The following is a 25,505-nucleotide window of genomic DNA, read 5'->3' as shown; positions in this document are numbered from 1 at the left end:
CTAGGACACCTTTGGCGTGTGGGAGATGCGCGGGTCGAACCAGGGGTAAAGCAGATCGACCAGCAGGTTCACCAGTACAAAGGCCGCAGCCGACACCGCGACGATGGCCAGCACCACCGGGATGTCCTGGCGCAACACGGCCTCCTGGGCCAACCGGCCGATGCCGGAACGCGCAAAGATGGTCTCCACCAGCACCGCGCCGGACACCGTATTGCCGACCTGCAAACCGATCAGGGTCAGAATCGGCAGCGCGGCGTTCTTGAACCCATGGCGCGCCTGAACCTGGCCTCGGCTGAGGCCTTTGGCGTAGGCAGTGGTGATGTAGGACTCTTTCCAGACGCCCTGAAAACTGCGTTGCAATACCTGGGCGTAAACCGCTGCACTGGGAATGGCCAGGGTGACGGCCGGCAGTACCAGGCTTTCGAAGCCCCGGCTGCCGGTGGCGGGAAACCAACCCAGGCCAAAGGCAAACACCTGGATCAGCAATAGCCCCATCCAGAACACCGGCACCGAAAAGCCCAGGGACGGCAAGCGCGTCAACGCTTTCTTCAACGGTTGCCAGCGGATATAGGCGGTCAGGTAAGCCAGGCCAATACCGCCCAGCAACGACAGGACGATAGCCAGGCCCGCCAGGGACAAGGTTTGCGGCAGGCGTTCAACCAGCAGCTCGGCGACCGGGCGGTTAAGCGATAGCGACTGCCCGAAGTCACCTCGAACGGCGCCCCACAGCAGGTCGAAATACTGCTCGAACACGCCCTTGTCCAAACCGTAATAGGCCCGCGCCTTTGCCAGGTCTTCCACCGACAGCGCGTCAGCCTCCATGCCCGAGGCGCTGAGCATCAATGACAGCGTGTCGCCCGGCAACAAATAAAGGATGAAGTACGTGATGCTGTAGGCACCCCACAACACCAGCAGTGCCTGGCCGACCCGACCGATCAGGTAGCGGCTCATGGCGTGCCGATCTCGATATCACCCAACAGCGCAAAACCCTCGGCGGTCCAGCGGAAATTTTTCACCTTGGGCGAGGTTGCCGCCTGCCACACGCGCTCGTAGATCGGGAACGCCGAGCTTTCGTCAATCAGCAGGTCTTGTAGATCGCCATAGGCGGCTGCGCGCTGCGGGCTCTGGGTGGCGGTGATGCCGGCATCAAACAACGCCTTGGCTTTATCCAGTACCGCCGGTTCGAAGGTGTTGGTCGCCACGGTGGAACTGTTGGCGCTGCGCGGATCGAGGATGGTTTGCAGGATGATCGGGTCGGCGCGGGTCATGTAGTTGATGGTCAGGTCGTAGTTGCCGGCGGAGTTGTTGGCGACCCATTCGGCGCGGGTGACCACGCTGAGTTTCAACTCGATACCGACCTTGCGCAGTTGGTCCTGGATCAGCACGTCGCCAGCGGTCTCGGCCGGGCTGATGTTGTAGCTCAGGCTCAGGCGCTTGCCGTTTTTCTGCCGGTAGCCGTCCGCGCCCTTGGCCCAGCCGGCCTGGTCGAGCAGGCGCTCTGCACCGGCCGGGTCATAACCGAGCTTGGCGGCCTGGCTTTTGACGTACGGCGTGGTCACATCAAACACGCCGTCCACCACCGGAAATTCGGCGTTGTACACCGTGCTGGCGTAGCTCTTGCGATCAATCGACTTTTGCACGGCCAGGCGCACGTGTTTGTCAGCCAGCAGGCGCTGGCCACGGGTGTTGGGGAAGAGGTTGAGCGCAGGGCCCGGCAACGATCGGCTCTGGATCGTCGCCCCCTTGGACTGGAACAGCTTCAGGTCAACTTCGGAGAACGGGTTGCGCGGCCACAGGATGTCGGCCTTGCCTTGCAGGAACAGGCCGTTGCGCACGCTTTCTTCGGGGATGTAGCTGATGTCTACCGCGTCCAGGTGTGCTTCGCCCTGGTTTTTCATATTGGCCGAAGCCCAGGCGTAGCCCTTGCGTTTGGTCAAATGTGCGCCGACTTCCGGCGTGTAGCTGGCCAATACGAACGGCCCGGTGCCGATGATCTTGCCCAGGGAGCGCTCTTTCACTGTCAGTGCGTAGGAGGCCGGCGCGAGGATCGCCAGGTTGGTGGTGGACGTCGCCTGCAGGAAACCTGCGTTAGGCTTGAACAGCACCAGCTTGACGGTGAAGTCATCGACCACTTCGGCATGGTCGTAACCTGCCAGGTAGGTGGCGCCGAAGGTCGCGGGTAGCTCGGTGGCCAGCGCTTTGTCGCTGTCGAACGCGGTTTTCACCGCCTTGGCATCGAAGCGCTCGCCATTGCTGAAGGTGACGTCCTCACGCAGGTGGAAGGTATAGGTCAGCGCGTCGTCACTCACCTCCCAACGTTTGGCCAGCCAGGGGATGATCTTGCCGGTCTCCGGGTCCTGGTCGGTCAAAGACTCGGCGACGTTGCGCAGCAGTACACGGTGTTCCAACCAATACACCTGGAACGGGTCGACGCTGACCAGGGTGGTGTTGTCGCCAAAAAACGCGATGTTCAGGGTTTTGCCCGCCTGGGTATCAGTCCCGGGCGAGCAGGCGGCGAGGCTCAGCGCCAAGGCGCAGGGTGCCAGCAGACGGCTCATCAAGTTGGAGGTGTTCAATGGGGTGCCCTCAGGTGGCGTTTGGATCAGAAGTCGTAGGCGAGCTTGGTGTACCAGTAGCCGCCGCCGGGGTAGAACGGCGGGTTGCCATAGGCGGCCAGGCCGAGGTTGCTGTACACCGCGTGCTTGTCGGGGCGTACGTCGAAGATGTTGGTGCCGCCGATGCTGACGGTGAGGCTGTCGACGAAGGTGTAGCTGATGTCCAGGTCGGTGATCCACTTGGCGCCGAAGCTGCGGTCGCCGCTCGGGTTGACCGCCAGTGTCTTGACCGCGCCATAACGGGCGGTTTGCAGGTTGACTGCCAAATCCTCGACCTTCCAGTTGGCGCCCAGGATCCATTTGGTCTTGGGTGACGCGTCGGTCAGGTCGCCTTCACGGTCGCGGCCCACCAGGGTCACGCCTGAACCGGCCAGCGCACTGGGCGTGTCGCGGGTGCCTTCGATGGTGGTCTTGTTCCAGTTGAACCCCAGGCTCCAGCGCACACTGCCCCAGGCGTCCAGTGGCGTGGTGTGGTCGGCGACCACGTCCAGGCCCTTGGTGCGGGTGTCGAACGCATTGGTGTAGTAGTTGACCCAGGTGCCGGTGGGCACGCCTTGGGCGGCGAGGATGGCGTTGATCGCGCCGTTGCCACGGTCGTAGATATTGCTGGTCAGGGCGATACGGTCGTCGATGTCGATCAGGTAGGCATCGGCGGTGATGCTGGTGCGTGGCGCCGGCTGCCAGGCCAGGCCCAGCCCGAGGTTGCGTGACTTCTCCGGCTTGAGGTCATCGCCACCGAGGGCCTTGGCCAGGTTGCTGCCGGACGGGGTCAGGCGGGTTACCGCTGGCACCACGTTGCCGTTCGCATCGATGGCCACACGGTTATCGGCCACGGTGTAGCCGATCTGGGTCAGGGACGGCGCACGGAAACCGGTGCCCACGGTGCCGCGCACGGCCACGGTGTCGGTCAATTCATAGCGCGAGTTCAGCTTCAGGCCGAAGGTGTTGCCCGAGTCATCGTCGTAATGTTCCACGCGGCCGGCGACGTCGAGGAACCAACGGTCGGTCAGGTCGAAACCCAGGTCCAGGTAACCTGCGTAGTTATTGCGGATCAGGCTCACTTCGTCTTCCGGGCGAATCGTCACGGCGGCCTGCGCGCCGGAAGCGGCGGGGTAGGTGCCGGTGATATAGGCCTCGCGGTCGCCGGCAAAGGTACTGAAATGCTCCCAACGATGCTCCAGGCCCGCCGACACCTGCACCGGCGGCGTCAGGTTGAACAAGCTGTCGTAGCGGCGGGTGAAGTCCAGGTTGTTGACCCATTGCTCGAAGCGGAAGGTCGCCAGGTTGTCGAACTTGGTCGGTGACGCCGTGCCCAGCGACGGGTTGATGTTGAGGTCGCTGGAGTGGTGCACGTTATTGCGCCCGTAAGTGGTGCTGAGGTCCCAGTTCCAGTCGGCCACCAACCCCTTGCCGCCGAACAGCAGTTGGTAGTCGCGGTCCTTGATGTTATTGAGCGGGAAGTAACCGTCCGGAAAAACCTCGGGCACAGCGGCCGTGCCGGTGGGCAGGCGGAAGTAGTTGGCGGCCTCGGCATCGCGTTCGCCGTAGGTGGAGAACGAATACAGCGTCAGGTCTTCCAGCGGCAGTTCGGCGTTGTAGGCCAGGTTGAAGGCCTTGAGGTCCGGGTCGCCGTTCTTGATCGCGACGCGATCCCACGCAGCTTCCTTGGCCGGGTCGCTGAACGCCCGCACGCTGCTGTCCGCCTTGTCGTTCCAGGAAGCGCTGCCGCGTTTGCGCGCATCGGCCGAGAAGTGGAAAAAGCCGCCCTGGCCCAGTTCGAAGCCTTGGTCACCCGCGACCTTGATGGTCTCGCCCTGGCCGGAATACAGCTGGCCGTAGCTGGTTTCCAGGTGGCCGCCACTCTTGGTGTTCTTGAGGATGATGTTGATCACGCCCGCCACCGCGTCGGAGCCGTACTGTGCGGCAGCGCTGTCTTTGAGCACTTCGATATGGTCTACCGCGCTGACCGGGATCAGGTCGATGTCCACCGCATTCGCGCCACTGTTGTCGATCGAGCCGCGCTGCCCCGTCGCGCCATTGTGGCGCCGTTTGCCGTTGACCAGCACCAGCGTGTAGGCCGGGCCGAGGCTGCGGTTGCTCAGGGGACGTGTCACCGAGTTGTAGCCGGCGATGTTGGTGCCGAAGTTGAACGATGGCAGCAGCTTTGCAATTGCCTCGGACAGCTCGGCGCGACCGGTCTTGAGCAGTTGGTCGCTGTTGATCACATCGATGGGCGCCGGGCTGTCGGCCACCGTGCGCTCCTGGCCCCGCAGGCCGGTGGAGATCACCGTCACGGTGTCGAGCTTGGCGTCTTCGGCGAAGGCGGGCGCCGCTGCTATCAGCACGGAGCTGGCCAAGAGTGACAGGTGAAATTTGTTAAGGGAGGTGGGGAGTGCGATGTCTGGCATGTAGGCAACCTGGGGGCTAGGGAATACGTCCTCCGCCAGGTATGGGGTCGGTCTGTGAAGCGAAGATAATCCTATAAAAAACCTGAGTGAAAGGCTATTTTGGAATAAGCTAATTATCAGTTAATATTATTTAATTTATCCGTATGATTAACAGTTTTTATTATATGTTAGGGCGGGCACAGGGTTCATAGGGAAATATCGTCTACATTCCTAGGGTAGTTCCCATCTGGAGAAGACGACCATGTTCAAATCTCGCACGTTGGCAGTTGCATTGATCGGCACTGTTTTGCTTATGGGCTCGGTGGCGACTGTAGCCGACCCCGGCAACGGCAAGGGTCAAGGCCACGCAAAGGGCAACGCACAAGGGGGCCAAGGTCAAAAGGACAAGGGCTCCGACGTAGATGATTGGCGGCGCGGCCCCAGCATCGACCGGGGCAGCATCCTGGGTGTGGTCGGAGGCTATCGTGACTATTGGCGCCCAGGCCCATCACTGCCGCCTGGGATACAGAAGAATCTGGCGCGAGGAAAACCCATGCCTCCGGGCATTGCCAAGAAGTTGGATGGTCGCTTGCTGGGCAGGTTGCCACATTACGACGGCTATGAGTGGCGGCAGGCGGGTACGGATTTGATCCTTGTCGCCATTGCTTCCGGCCTCATTTATGAGGTGCTCAATGGTGCTTTCGATTAGGGTCGGGGTGGCAATCAGGCAAGAGTGCCTGCTCCATGCTGGCAAGCTTGATCTGGGTTTCCTCATATTCATCGGCTGGCCTAGATCCATGAACGATTCCGCACCCCGCGAACAAATGACAGTGTCGCGGGGTCATCAGCGCCGAGCGCAGAGCGACCAGGAAATCTCCATTGCCCTGTGAGTCCAGCCACCCCACAGGCGCCGCATACCAACCCCGATCGAAACCTTCGTGGCGGCGGATGAAATCCATGGCGGTCGCACTTGGCAATCCACCCACCGCTGGCGTTGGATGCAGCGCGTGAACGCCGTCCAGCAACCGCTTTTCCGGGTTGAGTTGCGCCATGATCGGCGTGCTCAGGTGCTGCACGTTGGCGAGCTTCAGCAGGTGGGGGGATGACGCAGCCTGGAGGTCGCGGACCTTGCCATCCAGGGCCTGGGTGATGGTCTGCACCACCAGTTGGTGTTCATGTTGCTCCTTGGGATCGGCCAATAGCCGTTCACCGATAACGTGATCCTCGTCGGCCGTAATGCCTCGTCGTGCGCTGCCTGCCAGGGCATGGGTGGTCAGGCGACCCGCCTGACAACTGAGCAGTCGTTCGGGGGTGGCGCCCATGAAGCAATGCTCGCCACGGTGCAGCGCGAACAGGTGGGAGGCGTTACCCCGTGCATGCAGGCGCTGCATCACTGCACCACTGTCGAGGGGCGCGTCCAACTGGTACTCGATATGCCGCGCCAACACCACTTTGTTCAAGTCACCGCGTGAAATGGCCTGCAACGCCATATCGACCTTCCCCTGCCATTGTGGGGAAGGCAGCGCGTTGCGTTCGATAACATCGGGCGCTGTGGCCGTCGCGGCGGGCGGGTTGAGCAGTTGCGCATAGGCCGCGATGCTGTCGCGGGCCAATGCCTGCGGGTCGCTGTCGGGTTCGACCACTTGCTGGCAGCGTAGCCAGCAGCCGTCGGTGTCTTCGCTGAGCAGCCAATGGGCCAAATGAAAACTCGCGTCAGCGAAGGCGGCCCAATGCGGTGCGCATGGCCGTTGTTCATCGAAGCACATGCCGCCCAGCAGCAAGGGTGCCTTGGGCCCGTCGATCACCGCGTCGGCGCACAGGGCGAACCATTGCCGGTCGACGTCGAGCATGCGCTGGGGGCCGCTGGCCTCGATCTGCCAGGCGCAGCCCAGGCCGAACAGTGTCAGGTCTGGCGAGTGCGCGCGCCAGAAGAAACCCTGCCGGTGGGCTTCGTAAAGGGCCAGGGCCTCCAGCGTCGGCGCGGGGTGTGAAGAAACGGCGATGACGGGCCGTTGATACGCCACCGCACGCTGGTGCGCGGTCTGGAACAGCTTGAGCAACGCGTCCAGGTTCATACCACCTTGCTCTTTTTCTGCAACCAGAAGGCGGTCTGCTCGGCGATGTACCAGTGGATGATCTGGTTGAACAACCCCTCGATAAACTCTGCGTCCAGCCCGGCCGTCTGCGCCCATTGTCGGCGCTGCGGCAACATCGCCGCGACACGTTCCGGGGCGGCGATGCTGGCCTGGTCGGGCTTGAACGCGGAGGCGGCCTTGACGTACTGCATGCGCAGGCCGAGGGCCTCGATGATCTGCTGGTCGAGGCTGTCGATGGCTTCACGAATGTCCGAAAGGCCAGTGCAGTGTTCCGGGGTTTTCATACCGAGTCTCCCTGTAGGTAGGCAGTGCGTTGCAACAGGTGATGGATCACCGGTCGCGGCTGATGCTTGAGGTAAAAGTGGTCGCCGTCGAACAGGCGGATATCCGGGGTATGGTCGCTGAGGTCAGCCCAAGCACGGGCCTGCTCAAGGCTGACTTCGGCGTCATCGCGGGCCAGCAGCACGTCGAGTGGCGCCGACAAGCGGGTAAGCTGCTGTGGGCGCCAGGTTTCGATGGCCTGGTAGTCGCTGCGCAGGGTTGGCAGGAACAACGCACGCAGTTGGGGATTGGCCCACAGGCCGGCGGCGTCGGCGTCCTGGCGCAGGATGTCGGCGATCAGTGCGGCGTCGTCCTGGCGGTGCAGGTCACTGTCTGGTTGCCGGTGTGGAGGCGCGTGACCCGAGACGAACACATGGGCGGCGCCAGAGCCCGCCGCTTGCAGGCGCACTCCCACGGCGTAGGCGAGGGCGGCGCCCATGCTGTGACCGAACAGCAGCAAGGGCCGGGCGGGTAACTTTTGCAGTGCTGCGCCAATGTGTTCGGCGAGCCTGTCCAGGCAGGGGATATGCGTTTCGTTGAAACGCTCTTCGCGTCCCGGAGATTGCACGGCCAGCAGGTCGATATCCCCCGGCAGGTGCGTCAGCCACGGACGGAAAAAACTCGCGCTGCCCCCGGCATGGGCCAGGCACACCAGGCGTGCCCGCGCCTGTTGGCTTTCTCGCAGCACACGCAGCCATGGCGATGCAGTGCCGCTCATAGCGCCAGCACCTGTTCCGCCAAGGCCTTTCGGTTGACCTTGCCGAGGCGCGTCAACGGGAACTCGCGCAGCACCTGCAAGCGATCCGGCAACTTGTAGGCGGCCAGCCCACGTTCGCGCAGCCAGGCGTTGATCGAGGCGAGGTCGACCCGCTCGCCGTGGGCCAGCACACAGGCGCAACTGCGCTCGCCGAGCAACTCGTCGGCCAGCGCCACCAGCGCCACATCGCGAATCAACGGATGGCCGAGCAGCAGGTTCTCGATCTCTTCCACGGGGATTTTCTCGCCCCCGCGATTGATCACATCCTTGCTGCGACCCTCGACAATCAAATGCCCCTCGGGCAGGCGCCGCACCAGGTCGCCGCTGCGGTAAAAACCGTCGGCGGTAAACGCGCGCTGGTTCTGCTCGGCGGCGTTGTAATAGCCGCGAATGGTGTAAGGGCCGCGCACCAGCAATTCACCGACGGCACCAGGGGCGACCGGCTGGTCGTCGGCGTCGACGATGCGGATCTCGTCGTCGGCGGTCAGCGGCAGCCCCTGGGTGTCGAACACCCGCGCCTGCGGATCATCCAGTGGCGTGAAGCACAGCAAACCCTCGGCCATGCCATACACCTGTTGCAGGCCGCAGCCCAGGACCGGACGGATGCGTGCGGCGATCTCGGCCTTGAGCCGGGCGCCGCCTACCTGCAGCCATTGCAGGCTGCCCAGGTCGTTATCGGACCATTGCGCGACTTCCAGCCACAGCAACACCAGCGGTGGGATCAGGGCCGTGTGGGTGATGCGTTCGCGTTCGATCAGCTCAAAGGCGGTGTCCGGGCTCGGTTCCGGCGCCAGTACCAGGGTAGCGCCGACACTGAACACGCCCAAAGCACCGGGAGAGGCGAGGGGGAAATTGTGCGCCACCGGCAGTGCGGCGAGGTATCGGGTATCGGCATCGAACCCACACGCCTGGGCAGCCAGGCGCGCATTGCACGCGTAGTCGTCATGGGTGCGCGGGATCAGTTTGGGCAGGCCGGTGGTGCCGCCGGACAACAGCAGCACCGCCACCTCCCGCGAATCCGGCGCAGGCAGTTCGCGCGGGCTGGCCACGCACTGCGCCAGCGGCACGAATTCCTCGGCAGCACCGACCACCCACACCTGTTGCAGGCTCGGCACTTGCTCACGCAACGTGCGCGCCAACGGGCGATAGTCGAAGCCCAGGTGTTGATCGACTATCACATAGGCCACCGCCTGGCTGAGGTGCGCCAGGTGCGCCAGTTCATGTTCGCGGTGGGCCGGTAGCGCAAACACCGGGATCACGCCCAGGCGCAGCAGGGCGAAGGTCAGGCTGAAGAACTCGGCGATATTCGGCAACTGCACCAGCACCCGCTGGCCCGCCACCAGCCCGCGCTCGGCCAGGCCGGCGGCCAGGCGGTCGGCCTGCTGGTCGAGCTCGGCGTAGCTCCAGCGCCGCGAGCCGGCTACCAGCGCCTCCTTGTTTGGCGTGCGCCGGGCCTGCTCGCGGAGCAGTTCGCCCAAGGGCGCGCCGCGCCAGTAGCCTTGCTCGCGGTAGCGGCGGATAAAGTCGTCGGGCCAGTCAGTGCATCCATCAAGCATGGCAATCTCCTTGGGCAGTCGGGCAGCCCAGCAACTGGGCACCGTGCAGATTCAGCGGGTGCGCAAGGCCGGTGATTTGCACCGCCTGTACGCCGGTGTGCGTGGCCGGTTGCAGGCGCAGCAGCGGATCATCGCCGGCCAGCAGGTCGAGGGCGGTTCTATCCTCGGGGTGTACACCCAAATGAATCGCGGCCAACCCGGTAGCGCCATTCGGGTGGACCCTGTGCGCCGGGTGCTGGGACGGTGAGTAGGGCGTGACCAGGAAGGGCAAGCGATCATGGCGCGGGTACACGAAACGAAAGCGCGTCTGGCTGCCATCGGCGCAGATGCGCCGCCAGTTCACCGTACGTCCCATGCTCACGCCGCAAGCCGCCAGGCCCTTGAGGCGAGGCGCCAGGACCGGGTCTTCGCACAGCAGGGCCAGGTCGCAGAAGCCTTCGCCTTGTGCGGCCCAACGCAACATGCGTCGCCCGGCCCCCCGGCCGGCCAGGCAGTCGATGGGCCACTTGAACAGCCAGGCATGGCGCGGCGTGGTCAATAGTTCGATGATCGGCCCTTGGCTGAACCAGATGTGCGCGTGTTGCGCGCTGGCTTCGGCGGTGGCGTAAGTGACCTCGAAGCCGGCGGCGCGAAAATTCGCCACGGCCTGGTGCAAGTCACGCACCCACAGCAGCACATGGCTGCAAGCGGAAGAGGGTTGAGCAGTGTTCAAAACGGCAGGGCTCCCAGCAGTTGAGCGGTGTCGTCACCGCAAGGGGGTTGCACGGCGTCGGCACGCGCGTGGAGTTCAGCCAGTGGCAGCGCACGCGGCACCGGTGGCTCGATCAGTTCGGGCATGCCGATCAGGCCGTTCATTTCGCGCCAGGCCATGGACACCTCGGTCGCCCACACACCGCTGCGCAGGCGGCGTGCGGGGTCGTCGATATCGCGGCACAGTTCACCCAGCGCAAGGCTGACCGCGTCGGGCCAGAGCTGGTTGAACACCTGGTGGTAGCTCGCGGGGAGCTGCGGGTCGAGCACCACCATCGTCGGCCCGGCCAGGCGTTCGCTGCTTGGGCCGGCCATGATCAGGCGGTCGGTGTTGTCCCGTGGGGCATGCAGGCGCGGGTTCCACAGCACCGGGCCATGGGTGTCGCCCAGGCTCAGCACGCCGGCTTCGCAGCCCACTTCGAGGCGATGCAACAGGAAGGAATGGTTGTCCGGGTCCTGGGGGTGCACCTGGTTCTGGATACGCAGGCTGATTGGCACCCCGTTGAAACTCGCGTTGAACCGCGTGAAAGGCTGCGTCCCGACCCCGGTGGCGGGCGCCGCGAACACCCAGGGCCGCAGGCCACCGGCCAGGCGCCCGAGAATGTCCAGCAGCGGGTACGCCACCTGGCTGTTGCAGGCCGCGTCGATGTACGCCAGCCCTTGCTGCTCGCGCAGGTACCCGGCCACGGCGAGAAAACGCCGGATCGCGAGGATGTTCGGGTACAGCGTGTTCACCGCGTAGGCTGCCTGGCCTTGACGAGCGGCCTGCATGCACGCCGCGATTTCGCGGTGGTGCACCGGGTGTTCCTGCAGCACGTGGATGCCGCGCCGCAGCAGTTGCTGGGCCAGCTCGCTGCCGGCGCCGCCTGTGGCGCCGGAGCGCACCACCACGCAGGCGATGTCGACGTCATCCGGCACTTGCTCCACCGCCTCGTACAACGGCACGCCATAGTGCGCGGCGCAGGCGCGCGAGTAGGCATTGCCGCGTGACAGGATGCCCACCAGTTCATAGTCGGCCTGGGCGCGTGCCACCGCTTGCAGGTAGATACGACCAAATGCAGTGCCGGCGACGATCACGCGTTTGCGTGCAGTCGGGCGGCTCATGACCAGGTCACCGGCAGGCAGTGGGCGCCGCGAAAGAATGTGGCGGTTTTCCATTGCACATCACCACAGCGCTGCAGGCTGGGCATCCGCACCACCAGGGCGTGCAGCGCCTCCTGCAACTCGACCCGCGCCAGGGCTGAGCCGATGCAGTGATGCAGGCCGTGGCCAAAACCGAAATGGCCGCTGGCATCCCGTTGCAGGTCCAGCGCCTGTGGGTTTTCAAAGCGGGCCGGGTCATGGTTGGCGGCGCCGATCGAGGCGAACACCGCGTCGCCCTGGCGCACCAGGGTTTCACCGACCTGAATGTCTTCCAGCGCGTAGTGCACAAACATCGCCGCCGAGGCCAGCGGGATGTAGCGCAGCAGCTCTTCGACCGCCTGCGGTATCTGCTCGGGATCGGCCTTGAGCTGTTGCCACTGCGCCGGATTGTCCAGCAGCACCTGGATAAAGTTGGGGATCTGCGAGGCACTGCCTTCGTAACCGGCGACCAGGATCGCAATGCACAACAGCAGCAATTGCTCCTCGTTGAGGGACTCGCCTTTTTCGTCGGCCTGGGTCAGGGCGGTCATGAAGTCATCGCGTGGTTCGCGTCGACGTTCGGCCACCAGGTCTTTGATGTATGCGGCCAGTTCGCCCAAGTGACGCTGGGTCTGATCCGCGTCTTCAGGGCGGGTCGACAGCAGGGAGTCGTTCCACACCTTGAAGCGATCACGGTCCTGCACCGGCAGCCCCAGCAGTTCGCAGATCAGTGCCAGGGGCAGCGGCAAGGCGTAGTCGTTGACCAGATCGGCCGGCGGGCCAGCGGCGAGCATGCGGTCGATCAACTGATGGGCGTAGTCACGGGCGTGGGGGCGCAGGGCTTCGACGCGGCGACGGGTGAAAGCCTGGGCGGCGCGCGAGCGGATTCGCGTGAGTTGCGGCGGGTCCATCATCACGATGCCGCCGGCGATGCGTGGGAAGGCACGCGGGCTATCGTCGCGGCGAAACGCTTCGCTGCGGCTGAAGCGCCGGTCACCGAGCACCAGGCGTACGTCGTCATAGCGAGTGGCGAGCCAGGCGGGGGCGCCGATAGGCATCTGAATGCGCAACAGCCCCGGTGCCTGCTGGGCATGGCGATAGGGCTCCGCCAGCTTGAGGTCGGTGAAGCGGTTGAACGGGTAGGCCAGCGGGGTCATGGCAAGTCCTTGGCGGTGCTGAGGTCGGGCAAATGGTCGAGCAGCTCAAGCTGCAATTCGGGGTCTTCCAGGTGGGCCGCCAGTGCGGCGCGGCTAAGGCGTTGGGCCGGGACCTGGGCCACGAATACGCGATGGCCCAGGCGCGCCAGCGGGTGTGTGGCGGCGGGCAGGCTGCGGTTGCCGTGGAATCCGGCTCGCGCCAATGCGCTTTGCCACTGCGACAGGTCGAGGAAGGTTGCGCTGCTGAGCTGGCGTTCGTCGCTGGCCTGGTTGAGCATGATAGCCTGGGAGGCCATCACCCAGAATTCCTCCTGGGTCGGTTCGCTGAACACCAGCCAGCCGCCCGGCTTGAGCAAAGCGAGCAGTGTGGCCAGGGAGCGCTCGGTGTCGCGGGCGGCATTCAGCACGCCCCCGGCAACGATCAAGTCCCAGCTCTGGCTGGGATAACCCTGGGCCAGCGCCGGGCGGTCGATGTCGAACACGCCGTGACGCACCCATGGCCAGTCCTTCAGCCGCTCGGCAGCTTGCTCGCTGAAGTAGCGCGACACGTCGGTGCACAGATAGTCCACGCTGGCATTCGCCAAGGCGGGCAACACCGCTTGGGTGGTGGACCCGGTGCCCGCGCCGACTTCCAGCACGCGCAGCGGCACACCGGCCGGTTGGCGTGCAGCCCAGGCGCCGATCCAGTGCGCGACGGCGCGGTGCTGGTATTGCGCTGCGAGGCTCTCGCGGTACAGCGCCGCCGCGCGTTCGGTGCGGCCTTCGGGAAACAACAGGTGCACCGCCGCAGACTCGCCACGCATCAACGACGGCAACTGCCGCGCATTCTCCCGCGCGTAGTCGAGGGTGCCGTTGCCGCCGGTATTGCGCGCCCAGTCCACGCTCAACTGCGTCCAAATACCTTCCAGGGCGATATCGCTCCAGGCATTCGCGTCGAGGGTGGGTTGCAACCGATCGGCGACGCGTCGCATCAGGCCTTGGGCTTGCAGCACATCCAGCCAGCGCGCAATCAACGGCCGGTGGCCAGGGGCAATGCCCGCCAGTGCCAGGCTGTGGGCCACATCATTGAGCGGTGCCGGCAGCAACCCACACTGCTCAAGCCCATTGAGCATGGAGAGGAGCGCGGCGTGACCCAGTCGATCATTGAGTCGCACCGCCTCCACCAGTTGCGCGGGTTCGAAGGCTTGGTCGAGGGCGGCCTCGGTTGCGGCCAGCTGATCGTCCACCGGCCTGCTCGGGTAGGGACGCGGCACCACGAACAGCGTCTGGCCGTGCAGGGCAACGGCACTGACTTGAGGATGGCCCAGGGCGCGTTCACGCCAGCGTTGATGCGCCAGCTTGACGCTGGCCAAGTCGTGCCATTGCTCGGTGAAACCTTGCACGCGGCAATCGAGTTGCGCCGCCGCACGCTCCGCGAGCTGCCAGTCACCCGGACGGTGGCTGACGAACAGCACCTGTTGCAGGTGGCTCAAATCACTCAACGACAGTGCGGGGAAATCCAGCAGACGTTCCAACTGCTCGGCGCTCATCATCACCACAGCGGGGCGCTGGCGCTCAAGCAAGGCCAGCAGCCGCGCGGGCGCCAACTGATGAACGCCCAGGTCGGTAAACGCAGGCAGTTGCCAGGGCGCAGTGGGCAGGTCGATCAACAGGGTGTCGACGTTCATCGGGAAACTCCGGTGGCATGGAACAGGCGTTGCCCGGCGGCGGCCAGCGGGTCGCTCGCGGCGGGCCATAGGTCGGTCAACTCAAAACCCGCCACGTGCAAGGCCTGGCGCCAGGCGTCGGGTGGCATGAACACCTCATCGGTGGTCCGTAGCGGCGCGCCGGCTGGGGGTGAGAGCAACAGGTGCATGAAGGTCAGCATCGCCGGGTTGTCGGCGATGGATTCGCTGAACAGCAAGGTGCCGCCGTCGCGCAGGCAGGCGCGGATTCGCGCCAGGCTGCGCGGCAGGTCGCAGGCGTTGTGCAGCACGTTGCCGGCGATCACCAGGTCTTGGCTGCGGGGCGCGATGCCTTGCTCGCTGAAGTCGCGGTCCAGGTCGAGCAGGTCGAATTGCATACCGGGCTCCAGACGCAATTCGCGCCGAGCCACGCCGGTGAACAGTGAGCTGATATCAGTGAAGCGATAAGCTTTTTCACGGTCCTCCAAGGCTGCCAGTACGGCACGCGTGGTACAGCCGGCACCGCCGCCGAGCTCCAGCACCTGCAACACGTCGTCGGCGGCGCGGGTTTCCCGCGCACGCGCCGCAAGCACCTGATTGATTGCGGCGGTGAAGTGGTTGTGCTGGTACGCGCCGAGTACCGCCACCGGATCCCCGGCGAGCACCAACAACGGCGCCAGGGCGAGGCGGTCGCGCAGCAACTCGGGCAGGCACTCGATGACCTGGGCATGGAGTTGCGCCATGCTCGGCGGGAAACCCAGCTCGGCATACAACCCTGGCAAATCGCCGAGGGCGGCTTGAGGCGGCGAGCCATTCCAGGCCAACCGCTCGCCGTCTACCTGCACGGCTTTGGTACGCGACAACGCAGCCAGCCAGCGCCGCACGATCCAGGCGTGGCGCGGTGCGGTGCCCAGCGCTTGGTTAAGCTGTGCGGCGGTTCGCCAGGCCTGCATCGGCAAGGCCTGGGTACGCAGGAGCACGTCGGCCATGACGCCCAGGCTCAGTTGTTCCAGTGCGTTAAGGGCGGTGTTCATAGGCAACCTTCTTCGGCGTGTTGCAGGTGTTCGAGCGGGTGGTCCAGCAGGGTCAGTGTGCGGATCGCCTGAGTGCGTTGCAGGCGCTCAAGGCTGGCGGCGGGCGGCAACGCGTAAGCGGCGTCATGGCAGCCCGGGCGGATTTCGCCTTCGAGCACACTCACCACCGTGACTGCCGCCATGGCGCCGGTCAGGGCCGCATTGCCCGTGCCGCTGACGACCAGGCTGCGGGTGCAGGCTTGGCCGTCGCAGAGGCCATCGAGTTGCAGCAACAACGTGACAAAGGGTGGCTGGCCACTGAGGTCCAGCTGGCTGGCCGTGCATAAGCGTTGCACCGCTTTGGCACGCGGCAGGCTGTGCGCCTGGTCGAGGGCCTTGAGTACATGGCCGTCGGTCATCACGTTGAACCACTGGCCTGTTTCCAGGCGCAGGTCCCTGGCCAAGCGTTCGCCTTCCCGGTTCAGGTAGGGCAGCACATGCACCGGCCCGGGGAAACACGGCAGCAGCACGTCGCGCCTACGTCGCAGTGCGCGGCTGCAACGGCCGTTGTTCCAGGCCGCCAAGGGCTCGCTGGAGCCGTCTACCGCCCCTTGCAGGAAGTCGTCGGCGGCGACCGCCGTGAAGCGATCACGCAGACCGAAATAGCTGTTCAGCCCCAGCACCCGTGTAAACCCCTGCAGCGCCAGCCAGCGTGGCAGCAGGCCGCTGAGGCCCGGTTGCAGGCCCGCGCCAAGCACCGCGCTGCGCCCGCGCCATAAAGCCGGGTCGAGCTGGATATCGCCCGCGGCGTCGACGTAATGCGCATCGGCGTTCAAGGCGGCCTGCGCGACACGGTCCGCCACGCGCCAGGCGGGGCCGGCGCAGTTGAGCAGCACGTCGCAGCCACGGGCGAACCTGGCCAGGGCTGGTGTGTCGTTGAAATCCACGGCGACCCATTGCAGGCGTGCGTCGGGCCATTGCTGCTGGAGCTGCGCCAGGCAGCGCGCGCCGTTGTGCGCGTCACGCCCGCCCAGGCGCAGGTGCTGCAGGCCCAGGCTCAACAAGGCCTGTGCGCTGGCCAGGCCGACGTCGCCACTGGCGCCCAGCACCCCGATCAGCATGGCTGGGCCTGCGCCTTCAGGCGCCAGCCACCGGCGCGCTGACGGTCATGCCAGAACCCGGCGTAACGACCGTTGAGGCTGAGCAGGTGCGCGTGGGTGCCTGATTCCACCAGGCGACCTTCGTCCAGGACCAGGATCTGGTCGGCGGCCATGATGGTCGGCAAACGATGGGCGATCACCAGCACGGTCGAGTGTTGCATCAGGCGTTGAATCGCGGCCTGCACGAAGGCTTCGTTGTGTGGGTCGAGCGCGGCGGTGGCTTCGTCCAGCAGCACGATGGGCGCACGCTTGAGCAAGGCGCGCGCCAGGGACACGCGCTGGCGCTCACCGCCGGACAACGATGCGCCACCTTCGCCCACCGGTGTGTTCCAGCCTTGCGGCAGGCGGGCGACGATTTCATCGACACCGGCCAGCCGTGCCGCTTCGGCGACGTCGCGGGCACTGGCGTCCGGGCTGCCGACGCGGATATTCGCTTCGAGGCTGTCGTCGAACAGGTACACGTCCTGCATCACCAGCGACAGTTGCGCCATCAGCGCCGCGTTGGACAGCTCGCGCACGTCCACGCCGCCGACCTTGACGCTGCCCGCCGTGGTGTCGAAAAAGCGCATCAACAGGCGGGTGACGGTGGTCTTGCCCGAGCCCGACGCGCCGACAATCGCGGTCATCGAATGCGCCGGTGCGCTGAAGGTCAGGTCGCGCAACACCGTCGGGCCACTCGGGTAGGCGAAGCTCACGTGTTCGAAGGCCAGGCTGCCGGGTGCTGACAGGGGCAGGCTGACGGCGGGTTCGGGCAACGGCGGCTCACGCAGGATACCCACCAGTTGATCCAGGTCGTTGCCGGCCATGCGCAACAGGCCGCTGCGTGCTGCCGCTTCGGCCAATGGCCCCACGAATCGCGCTGCCAGGGCGAGCAGGGCCACCAGTTGGATCGCATCGATTTCACCGTGAGCCGCCAGGGCAATGCCCACGCCGACCAGCAGCGCAAAGGCCAGTTGCACGGTCAAACCACCGGCGAGCAGCTTGGGGAAGGTCTGCGACAGCATCGAACCACCCGCCAGCTTTTGCGTCTGATTGGCCGCCTGTAACGGCGTGTAGCCGTCCTGGGTGCGGCCAAACGCGCGCAGCACTTGCTGATAGCGAGCGAACTCCACCACGCGGTTACCGGCCAGGGTCGCGGCGGCTTCCACTCGCGCATCGTTGCTGCCGATGGCGGCGGCCGACCAATGATGGGTGAAGTAGATCAGCGGCGCACACAACACAGCCGTCAGGCCCAGGCGCCAGTCGAACACGAACAGCGTCAGCGCCACGGTGGCCGGCACCACTACCCCGGACACCACCGGCCCCAGGTAATGGGCAAACAAACCGGTGACCATCAACGTGCCGCTGGTAGCGCTGCGTGACAGGCGCCCGACCTTTTCCGAGTTGAACCAGCCTAACGGCAGGCTGACCAGGTGCTGGCCGAGGCGATCATGCAAGGTCGTCAGCACCAGCAAGGCCAGGGCGAAGCCCTTCATGGCCTGCTGGTAGTGGGCTATGCAGGTCAGCACCACCATCCCCGCCAGGCCCGCCAGCCAGGCGGTGGCTTTGGGCAGGTCACCAGCGAACAACGCGTGCAGGATCGGCACCAGCAGCGCCACGGCCAGGCCTTGCAGCACGGCGCTGGTCACCAGCCACGCCAGGTAACGGTAGAGGCGCGGGGCATGGGCCGGGCCCAGTAAGGTCACGAGGCTGCGAATCACAGGGACATCTCCACGGCAGGGGTTTCGGTGCCGGCTCGCCACAGTCGGGCATAGGCGCCGTTGGCATTCAGCAGGTGTTCATGACGGCCGCTTTCCAGCACGCGGCCCTGGTCGAGCACGACGATCTGGTCGACACCACTGATGCTCGACAGACGATGGGCAATCACCAGCACCGTGCGGCCACGCGCCAGGGCGGACAGGGCGTCCTGGATCAGCGCTTCGGATTCGGGGTCGGCGTGGGAGGTGGCTTCATCGAGGATCAGCACCGGTGTGTCGGCCAGCAGCGTACGGGCGATGGACACGCGCTGCGCCTCGCCACCGGAGAAGATCGCGTCGTCGCCGATTACCGATTGATAACCACGGGGTAGGGCCTGGATACGCGCATGGATCTGCGCCGAGCGCGCTGCCGCCTCGACCTCTGCATCGCTGGCATCCGGGCGGCCCAGGCGCAGGTTGTCGGCGACCGTGCCGTGCACCAGTTGCGCGTCCTGCAACACGAAGCCCACGTGTTGATACAACTGGCGCGGGTCGATCTCGCGCACATCGGCGCCGCCCACGCAGATACGGCCGGCGTTGACGTCATGAAAGCGCGGCACCAGCTTGGCCAGGGTCGACTTGCCGGCGCCGGACGCGCCGACCAATGCGGTCACGCTGCCGGCCGGGCAGTGCAGGTCGACGCCCTTGAGGATCAGGTGCTCGGCGTCGTAGCCGAACTGCACCTGTTCAAAGCGGATGTCGCTGCCCTGGGGTTGGACGCAGGCCTTGGGCGTAGGCAATTCCTCAACGTCCAGCAGCGCTTCGATGCGATCCGCTGCCGCCAGGGCCGTACGCTGGGCCGTGAGGCTCTGGTTGATCACCAGCAGTGACTGCGGGATGACCACCGCCACCAGGGTTTCGGCGAACAGCTCCAGCGGTGTGATCCAACCGTGCGCCAGCAACAGGCTACCCACCCCCAGGCTCACCAGCAGGATCACCGGCACACTCAAGGCCATCGAGGAAAAGGCTTCCAGGCGCAGCAGCGGCTTGACCCAGCCGGCGTACTGCTCGCTGAACTGGTTGACCGCCTGCTGATAGCTGCGGTGCGCCTGGCCGACCTGGCCGAACGCCTTGACCACGGCAATGCCGTGCACGAACTCGACAATCGCCGCGCTGACCCGGGTCATGCTTTTGTCCAGCAACTGCATCTTGGCGCCAAAACCGCGCATCATCAGGGTGTAGGCCACCGCGTAGATGGGCAGTGTCAGCACCGCCAGCAGCGCCAGCCGCCAGTTCAACGTCGCCAGCCACAGCAGGCCCGCCAACGGCGTGACGATGGCTGCGGTGAGTTCCACCGCATGGTGGGCGACCAGGTGGTGCAGGTCTTCGAGGTCGTCCTGCACCACCTTGCGCACGGCGCCGGAGGTGGTGTCGGTGTACCAGCCCAACGGCACGCGCCCGAGCTTGCGCACCATGGCTTCGCGCAAGCTTGATTGCAGCCGGTGGTCAGCCACATGGGTCAACCACAGCGCCACGCCACTGGCCATCCACCCCACACTCAGGGCGATCACCACCAGCGCGGCCCACAGCCACAGGGTCTTGCTGTCGGCGCTGCCGGCCAACAGCAAGCGGCCCAGTTCGGTGAGGCCGATAAAGGGCACCAGGTTGACCAATGCGCCGAGGGCGGCGAACGCCACACCAAGACGGATGAGGCGATTGACCGGGCGTTTCAGGGTATCCAAGGCAGTGGTCATGAGTTTTTCCGAAGGGCCTCAAGCAGGAGCGCAGTAACCGTGTGGACGTGGGGCGGTTCGATCACGCTGAAGTGGTTGCCAGGCACGTCGATCAGCTCGAAGCGGCCCAGGCACGCGTCTTCCCAGAACGGCGCGGCCAAATGCCCGACGCCGCCGGTGATGCCGAACGACTGTTGCTCCAGGCAGCGCAGGTAGGTCATGTTGCCGAGGAACGGCGGCGGGTCGAACCGCGCCGCCCGCATGCTGTGGCGGCACACACGGAACAGCGTTGGCACCAGTTCGGGACCGATCGGCACCCCGGCCTGGCCTGAGGCCAGGCGTGCGTATTCGGCCAGGCGTTCCTCCTGGCTGCGCGCCGATTGCTGTTGGACCGCCAGCGCCAGCGCGTCCAGCCCCGGATCGCCGCTCAACGCCGCCATGGCCCCGGCGGGCACGCGGCGGTTGTCGCGGGCCATCAACAGGTCGATGGCGCGGTACACGTCGTAGTCTTCGATGTGCGCGCCGAACACGGTTTTCACTGGGTCCAGGTTCAGGTTGGGCACGAAGATCGCCTCGTAGGCCAGCTCTTCGTCGGTGTCGATGAACATCGGGATGCTGTCGATCAGGCTCAAGTCGACCACCTCCATGCCGCGTTCGAGCAAGCGCCGGGCAACCTCAGTGGCCAGTAGCCCGCCGAGGCAGTAGCCGATCAACTGGAAGCGTTGATGGCCATCGGCAATCAAGCGTTCGGCGTAGTCCTCGGCCACGCTTTCGATCAGGCGCTTGGGCTCCAGCGCCAGGTACTGTTCGGTGTCAGCCACGGCAAAGCCAATCACCGGACCGGCCTGCTGGTCGGCAAGGGCGCGGCCCAGGTGCTGGAAATAATCCAGGGTGCCGAGGGCGGCATGGAACATCACCCGCACCGGGCCGATGTCACCCCCGCCAAACGGCACCACCAGCGCGTTGCTGCTGGACGAGCGTTGCGCTTCAGCGCTGACGGCAACCGTGGCCGGCGTGGCTTCGCCCTGATGGAGCAGGCGCGCGAGGGCGGCGACATTCGGCTCGTTGAGCATCTGGCGCAGCAAGGTGTCGTAGCTCAGGCGTTGGGCCTGAGGCAGTTGCTCACGCAGTTGGCCGGCGACGCGGGCGAGGATCAGCGAGTCGGCGCCTTTTTCATAGAAGCTGTCCTCGACGCCGATCTGCGCCAGCCCCAGGGCGTCGGCCCATACGCGGCACAACTCGGCGCTGAGTGGATCGCTCGGCGCTTCCTGGCGGCTGGAGGCCTGGGCATCGGCGGCAGGGCGCCAGCCGGCCAGGGTCTTGCGGTCGACCTTGCCATTGGCGGTCAGCGGCAAGCGGTCGAGTACCTGCAGGTGCGCCGGCAGCATGTAGTCCGGCAGGCGCTCGGCCAGGGCGCGGCGCAGGTTGTCGACACTCAGGCGCTGCACGCCGGCCTTGAAGCGCGCGGCGAATACCTGCATGCCGAGGGCGGCCAGCGGATGATCGGCCTGGGGCAGGGCAGGCAGGCATTCGCCCCCGAAAGCCTTGACCCGCGCCTGCCAGATATCAGCGTCGCGCAGGCCACTGCGGCCCTGGTCGTGATCGCCGTTGGCCGGTGTCATCATGAAGCCCTGGGTCAGCAGGATCGGCGGCCATTCGCCGGTCGGTTCGCTGAACACCAGCCAGCCGCCAGGGCTGAGCAACTCGGTGATCTGGCCGAGGGCATTGTCGATGTCCTTGACGCTGTTGAGCATGCCCGCACACAGCACGATATCCACGCTGTTGCTGGCCAAACCCTGAGGACGGATGTCCTGGTCGATGTCCAACACGCCATAGCGTACCCAGGCCTGTTCAGCAAAGCGTTGCTTGGCCGCCGGCAGGAAAAACGCGGTCATGTCGGTAAACAGGTAGTCGACTTCCAGCCCATCGAGCAAGCCGATGACCGGCGCGCTGGTGGCGCCGGTACCGGCGCCGATTTCGAGGATGCGCAGCGGGCCGTCGCCTTGATGGTGGGTGGCCAGGCGGTTGATCAGCGCAGCGATGCTGTGGTTGTTGTAGCGCGACACGGCATCCCCGCCATACAGCTGCAAGGCCACGTCCAGTTGGCCTTGGGGGAACAGCAAATCAAACGGGTTGACCTCGCCCTTGAGCAGTTGCGGCAGTTGCCACACATGGTTGAGCTGGTAGTCGAGCAGCGTCTGGCTGCACAGCCCCGAGGCGACCGCCTGTTCCACCCGGCCCCACGCCAGCGCCGGGTTGGGCGTGGGTTGCGCAAGGCGGTAGTGCGAGTGGGTGGAGTGCAGCAGACCCGCCTCACATAGCGCGCCCAACCAGCGGCGTACCAGCCAATGGTGACGCGGCTCGGCCTGCAAGGCGTGCAGGATTGCGGCGGCGTCCGGTTCGGCCTGTTCGCCGCTGAACAGTCCGGCCTTGAGCAACACCTCCAGCATCGAACTCAATGCGGCGGCACTCAGGTCAGCCTGGTACTCGCGCACCTGCTGCGCATCGAAACTGCCGACTTGGCTGTCGGCATAGCGTTTCACTGCCGTGAGCAACGGCGCGCCTGGAAGCGGCTCGGGTTCGACGCGTGCGGCAGTAACGAACGCCAGCAGGTCGCCACTGACCAGGCTCACCGCGCTGTCCACGCCGGGGGTGGCGAGCAGTGCGGCCTCGACCTCACCGAGTTCCACCCGATGCCCGCGAATTTTCACCTGGCCGTCTTCACGACCCAGGAATTCCAGTTCACCCCCCGGCAAATAGCGGCCACGGTCGCCGGTGCGGTACAGGCGCTGGCCGTCGAGCGGGTGAGCAAAGAAGCGTGAGTCGCTCAATGCCGGATCGCCCAGGTAGCCCTGGGCCAGGCCGACACCGGTGATATACAAGTCGCCCGGCACCCAGGTCGGCGCATCACGCCAGTGGCTGTCGAGTACCCGAAAGCCCTGGTTGGCCAACGGCAGGCCGTAGGGAATGCTGCGCCACGTCGGGTCGATGGCGCCGATGGGGTGCAGGTTCGACCAGATCGAGGCTTCGGTGGCGCCGCCCAGGCCCACCAGTTTCAGCTCGGGCAACAACGCCTGGAGTTGCGGTGGCAGGTTCAGCGGGATCCAGTCACCGGACAGCAAGGCCAGGCGCAAGCTGTCCAGTGGCCGGGGTTCGGCGTGCAGGTAGTCGGCGAGCATGTGCAGTTGTGCCGGCACTGAGTTCCACAGCGTGACCTGATGACGCTGTACCAGTTCGGCCCAGTGCGACGGGTCGGCGCCACGTGCCGGGTCGGGCAGCACCAGGGTTGCGCCCACCGCGAGGGGGCCGAACAGGTCATACACCGACAGGTCGAAACTCAACTGCGCCAGGCCCAGTACGCGGTCATCGGCGTTGACGTCGAAGCGTCGGTTGATGTCTTGCACGGTATTGAGCGCGGCGCGATGGCTGATCATCACGCCCTTGGGTTCGCCGGTGGAACCGGAGGTGTAGATCACGTAGGCGAGGTCGTCGGGGCCGCCCTCGATCAGCTCGAAATCCGCGCCCGCCGAGGGCAACCGGTCTACGGCGTGCCATTGCAATGTCTCGGGCAACGGCGTGTTTGGCTGTGCCAGGGAATGCCCCAGCACATGCCGCACCTTGGCACTTAGCAGGACGCGGTCGCGGCGTGCGGCCGGAGCGTTGCTGTCCAGGGGCAGATAGGCCGCGCCGGCGAGCAACACGCCGTAGGCCGCCACCACTTGGTCGAGGCCCTTGGGCATCAGGATCGCCACGGGTTCCTGCGCGTCGCATCCGACCTCACGCAGGGTGGCGGCCACGGCCAGTGCGCGTTCGGCAAGGGCGGCGTAGGTCAGGCTGCCGCTTGCATCGATCACCGCCAGTGCGTGAGGATGTTCCCAAGCCATGGCCAGCAGGCCGTCGTGCAGGCGACCGGTGGGCAACGGGGCGGCGGTGGCATTCGCCGCCAGGCGTTCACGCTGTTGCCAGGCCGGCAGCGGCACTTGCACCGGATGTTCCCAGGCGGCCGGATCGAGGGCGAGCAACTGCAACTCGGCGACAAAGGCCTGTTGCATGTCGTCCACCAGGCCGTCGGGGAATACGCCTTGGCGCACGTCCCAATGGATGTGCAGGCCGTTGGCGTCATCCATCACTTGGCAATCAAGGGTGACCTGCGGCGTCTGGGTGATGCCGTGGCCCACCCGGCGTTGACTGGCCGGCGGTGCCTCGATCCCCAGGCCGATGGCGCTGGTGAAGACCACCGGCATGGCCGCCGCTTCACGCCCACGACGGCGACCGATTTCGCGCATGACCTGGATGCCGGAAAATAGCCGGTGCTCCAGGTCGGCAAACAATTGGCTGCCCAACTGGCGTGCCTGGGCGGTGAAGTCCAGCCCTTCGGGATCGTTGACCTGCAACAGGCTGACCGAGGTGAAGTCGCCCACCAGGCGATCCACCTGCGGGTGCAGTGGCAGGCGGTTGAGCAATGTCAGGTTGAGACTGAAGGCGGGCTGCTGGCTCCAGCGTTGCAACGTGGCGACGTAGGCCGCCAGCACCACGATGGATGGGGTAAGACCGCGTTCGCTGGCAGCGCTTTTCAGGGCGGCCCATGGCTGCGGCTCAAGCTGCGCCGAGTGCCGTTGGAAACGGGGTACGCGGGTGTCTTCGCCGCTCAGCGGCGCCGGCAGTTGTGGGGCGGCGGGCAATGCGTCGATGCGGGCCAGCCAGTAGTCACGGTCACGTTGGTGGCGGCTGCCTTCGAGCAAACTGCGCTCGGCCAGCAGGTAGTCGCGGAAGGTGATGTCCAAGGCAGATAAGGCTGCCTGAGGATCCTGCAGCAACAGTTCCAGCTCATTGAACAGCAGCTGCGCGCTGGCCCAGTCCGCGATCAAGGAATCCATGGAAAAGTGCAGCGTGTCGCCGTTGTCGCTGCGGCTCATACGCAGTTCGAACAGCGGCCAGACCTCGGTGGGGTAGAGCTTCTGCTCCATGGCCTGGCGAATCTGTTGCACCGCGTGCTGGTGCTGCTCGCGGGTGGCGCCTCGCAGATCGGCGATGGCCACAGGATAGTGGTCGACGTCGGGCAGCACACGCTGCGAACCTTCGCTGGCGATCACCGCGCGCAGCATGTCGTGGCGGGCGATCAGGCGGTTCCAGGCCTGTTCCACCTGGCGCGGGTCCAGGGTCGGCCAGCTCAGTTCCAGGTAGCCATGGCAGGCGACATTGCCGTAGCCGAAGGACGATTGGCGGCCCAGCAGGTAGGCATTCTGCACATCGGTGAGGGGAAAGGGCGCGTGGTGCTGCGCCGGATGGGCCTGCACGAGCGGGCGTTCCTGTGTCTCCAGTAGATGCAGGATCTGTTGCTTGTGTTCGCGCAGTTGCGCCAGGCGTTCGGTGTCGAGAAGGCCCTGGGGCGCGCGGAATTTCAGTTGGCCATCCTGGGGCCAGAGTTCGACGCCCAAGGACTTGAGTTCACTTAGCAGTTTGGCGGCGGGCATGGGGACAGCTCCTGGAAAAAAGGG

17 protein-coding genes are annotated in these 25,505 nt (G+C 65.6%); 1 reads left to right on the top strand and 16 read right to left on the bottom strand.

The features are described from left to right. From HX868_RS18720 to HX868_RS18710, 3 genes are read right to left on the bottom strand one after another with little or no spacing between them, the layout of a single operon-like run. Nucleotides 1-951 (bottom strand): ABC transporter permease, encoded by a 951-nt coding sequence (locus HX868_RS18720; protein WP_033901150.1) that lies wholly within the window; start codon nucleotides 949-951, stop codon nucleotides 1-3. Next, nucleotides 948-2,558: an ABC transporter substrate-binding protein gene (locus tag HX868_RS18715; RefSeq protein WP_177004064.1), complete on the bottom strand. Its 1,611-nt coding sequence runs from the start codon at nucleotides 2,556-2,558 to the stop codon at nucleotides 948-950. The genes HX868_RS18720 and HX868_RS18715 overlap by 4 nt, the downstream gene beginning before the upstream one ends. A gap of 44 nt (nucleotides 2,559-2,602) precedes the next feature. After that, nucleotides 2,603-5,023 (bottom strand): TonB-dependent receptor plug domain-containing protein, encoded by a 2,421-nt coding sequence (locus tag HX868_RS18710; protein ID WP_177003929.1) that lies wholly within the window; start codon nucleotides 5,021-5,023, stop codon nucleotides 2,603-2,605. A gap of 241 nt (nucleotides 5,024-5,264) precedes the next feature. Between HX868_RS18710 and HX868_RS18705 the strand changes: the two genes are divergently transcribed. Continuing rightward, nucleotides 5,265-5,711 (top strand): anti-virulence regulator CigR family protein, encoded by a 447-nt coding sequence (locus tag HX868_RS18705; protein ID WP_177003928.1) that lies wholly within the window; start codon nucleotides 5,265-5,267, stop codon nucleotides 5,709-5,711. Here the strand turns inward: HX868_RS18705 and HX868_RS18700 are convergent. From HX868_RS18700 to HX868_RS18640, 13 genes are read right to left on the bottom strand one after another with little or no spacing between them, the layout of a single operon-like run. Continuing rightward, a complete protein-coding gene (locus HX868_RS18700; RefSeq protein WP_177003927.1) occupies nucleotides 5,692-7,077 on the bottom strand; it encodes an isochorismate synthase in 1,386 nt (461 codons plus the stop codon). The two genes, HX868_RS18705 and HX868_RS18700, sit on opposite strands and share 20 nt — an antisense overlap. Then, nucleotides 7,074-7,382, bottom strand: coding sequence for an isochorismate lyase (locus tag HX868_RS18695; RefSeq protein ID WP_061436824.1), 309 nt, complete (start codon nucleotides 7,380-7,382; stop codon nucleotides 7,074-7,076). Before HX868_RS18695 ends, HX868_RS18700 begins: the two co-directional genes overlap by 4 nt. Beyond that, a complete protein-coding gene (locus HX868_RS18690) occupies nucleotides 7,379-8,137 on the bottom strand; it encodes a thioesterase II family protein (protein ID WP_177003926.1) in 759 nt (252 codons plus the stop codon). Before HX868_RS18690 ends, HX868_RS18695 begins: the two co-directional genes overlap by 4 nt. Next, entirely contained in the window at nucleotides 8,134-9,732 is a 1,599-nt protein-coding gene (locus HX868_RS18685; protein ID WP_177003925.1) for a (2,3-dihydroxybenzoyl)adenylate synthase, read from the bottom strand. The genes HX868_RS18690 and HX868_RS18685 overlap by 4 nt, the downstream gene beginning before the upstream one ends. Beyond that, entirely contained in the window at nucleotides 9,725-10,444 is a 720-nt protein-coding gene (locus tag HX868_RS18680; protein WP_177003924.1) for a VOC family protein, read from the bottom strand. The genes HX868_RS18685 and HX868_RS18680 overlap by 8 nt, the downstream gene beginning before the upstream one ends. Next, nucleotides 10,441-11,640: a Gfo/Idh/MocA family oxidoreductase gene (locus HX868_RS18675; RefSeq protein WP_246355551.1), complete on the bottom strand. Its 1,200-nt coding sequence runs from the start codon at nucleotides 11,638-11,640 to the stop codon at nucleotides 10,441-10,443. Before HX868_RS18675 ends, HX868_RS18680 begins: the two co-directional genes overlap by 4 nt. Continuing rightward, on the bottom strand, nucleotides 11,583-12,761 hold the full coding sequence (locus tag HX868_RS18670; protein WP_177003923.1) for a cytochrome P450: 1,179 nt from the start codon (nucleotides 12,759-12,761) through the stop codon (nucleotides 11,583-11,585). The genes HX868_RS18675 and HX868_RS18670 overlap by 58 nt, the downstream gene beginning before the upstream one ends. After that, nucleotides 12,758-14,428 carry a class I SAM-dependent methyltransferase gene (locus tag HX868_RS18665; RefSeq protein ID WP_177003922.1) on the bottom strand — a complete coding sequence of 557 codons (1,671 nt, stop codon included), beginning with the start codon at nucleotides 14,426-14,428 and terminating at the stop codon, nucleotides 12,758-12,760. The genes HX868_RS18670 and HX868_RS18665 overlap by 4 nt, the downstream gene beginning before the upstream one ends. After that, nucleotides 14,425-15,459, bottom strand: coding sequence for a class I SAM-dependent methyltransferase (locus HX868_RS18660; RefSeq protein WP_177003921.1), 1,035 nt, complete (start codon nucleotides 15,457-15,459; stop codon nucleotides 14,425-14,427). Before HX868_RS18660 ends, HX868_RS18665 begins: the two co-directional genes overlap by 4 nt. Continuing rightward, nucleotides 15,456-16,559 carry a saccharopine dehydrogenase NADP-binding domain-containing protein gene (locus tag HX868_RS18655; RefSeq protein ID WP_177003920.1) on the bottom strand — a complete coding sequence of 368 codons (1,104 nt, stop codon included), beginning with the start codon at nucleotides 16,557-16,559 and terminating at the stop codon, nucleotides 15,456-15,458. Before HX868_RS18655 ends, HX868_RS18660 begins: the two co-directional genes overlap by 4 nt. Beyond that, nucleotides 16,553-18,298, bottom strand: a complete 1,746-nt coding sequence (locus HX868_RS18650) for an ATP-binding cassette domain-containing protein (protein WP_177003919.1) — start codon at nucleotides 18,296-18,298, stop codon at nucleotides 16,553-16,555. The genes HX868_RS18655 and HX868_RS18650 overlap by 7 nt, the downstream gene beginning before the upstream one ends. Next, the gene (locus HX868_RS18645; protein WP_177003918.1) at nucleotides 18,295-20,028 is read right to left on the bottom strand and encodes an ABC transporter ATP-binding protein; all 1,734 of its coding nucleotides are present in this window, start codon (nucleotides 20,026-20,028) and stop codon (nucleotides 18,295-18,297) included. Before HX868_RS18645 ends, HX868_RS18650 begins: the two co-directional genes overlap by 4 nt. Then, nucleotides 20,025-25,481 carry a non-ribosomal peptide synthetase gene (locus tag HX868_RS18640; protein WP_177003917.1) on the bottom strand — a complete coding sequence of 1,819 codons (5,457 nt, stop codon included), beginning with the start codon at nucleotides 25,479-25,481 and terminating at the stop codon, nucleotides 20,025-20,027. Before HX868_RS18640 ends, HX868_RS18645 begins: the two co-directional genes overlap by 4 nt. Nucleotides 25,482-25,505 lie beyond the last annotated feature (24 nt).

The sequence above is a fragment of the Pseudomonas reactans genome, assembly GCF_013385825.1.
Lineage (GTDB): Bacteria > Pseudomonadota > Gammaproteobacteria > Pseudomonadales > Pseudomonadaceae > Aquipseudomonas > Aquipseudomonas reactans.
Note: the sequence above shows the minus strand (reverse complement) of the source record. Positions and strands in the feature narration are given on the sequence as shown.

Bases quoted from the DNA above. Each gene is read 5' to 3' on its own strand.
- HX868_RS18720 (WP_033901150.1), bottom strand. From the start codon at position 951: ATGAGCCGCTACCTGATCGGTCGGGTCGGCCAGGCACTGCTGGTGTTG.
- HX868_RS18715 (WP_177004064.1), bottom strand. From the start codon at position 2,558: ATGAGCCGTCTGCTGGCACCCTGCGCCTTGGCGCTGAGCCTCGCCGCC.
- HX868_RS18710 (WP_177003929.1), bottom strand. From the start codon at position 5,023: ATGCCAGACATCGCACTCCCCACCTCCCTTAACAAATTTCACCTGTCA.
- HX868_RS18705 (WP_177003928.1), top strand. From the start codon at position 5,265: ATGTTCAAATCTCGCACGTTGGCAGTTGCATTGATCGGCACTGTTTTG.
- HX868_RS18700 (WP_177003927.1), bottom strand. From the start codon at position 7,077: ATGAACCTGGACGCGTTGCTCAAGCTGTTCCAGACCGCGCACCAGCGT.
- HX868_RS18695 (WP_061436824.1), bottom strand. From the start codon at position 7,382: ATGAAAACCCCGGAACACTGCACTGGCCTTTCGGACATTCGTGAAGCC.
- HX868_RS18690 (WP_177003926.1), bottom strand. From the start codon at position 8,137: ATGAGCGGCACTGCATCGCCATGGCTGCGTGTGCTGCGAGAAAGCCAA.
- HX868_RS18685 (WP_177003925.1), bottom strand. From the start codon at position 9,732: ATGCTTGATGGATGCACTGACTGGCCCGACGACTTTATCCGCCGCTAC.
- HX868_RS18675 (WP_246355551.1), bottom strand. From the start codon at position 11,640: ATGGAAAACCGCCACATTCTTTCGCGGCGCCCACTGCCTGCCGGTGAC.
- HX868_RS18670 (WP_177003923.1), bottom strand. From the start codon at position 12,761: ATGACCCCGCTGGCCTACCCGTTCAACCGCTTCACCGACCTCAAGCTG.
- HX868_RS18665 (WP_177003922.1), bottom strand. From the start codon at position 14,428: ATGAACGTCGACACCCTGTTGATCGACCTGCCCACTGCGCCCTGGCAA.
- HX868_RS18660 (WP_177003921.1), bottom strand. From the start codon at position 15,459: ATGAACACCGCCCTTAACGCACTGGAACAACTGAGCCTGGGCGTCATG.
- HX868_RS18655 (WP_177003920.1), bottom strand. From the start codon at position 16,559: ATGCTGATCGGGGTGCTGGGCGCCAGTGGCGACGTCGGCCTGGCCAGC.
- HX868_RS18645 (WP_177003918.1), bottom strand. From the start codon at position 20,028: ATGACCACTGCCTTGGATACCCTGAAACGCCCGGTCAATCGCCTCATC.
- HX868_RS18640 (WP_177003917.1), bottom strand. From the start codon at position 25,481: ATGCCCGCCGCCAAACTGCTAAGTGAACTCAAGTCCTTGGGCGTCGAA.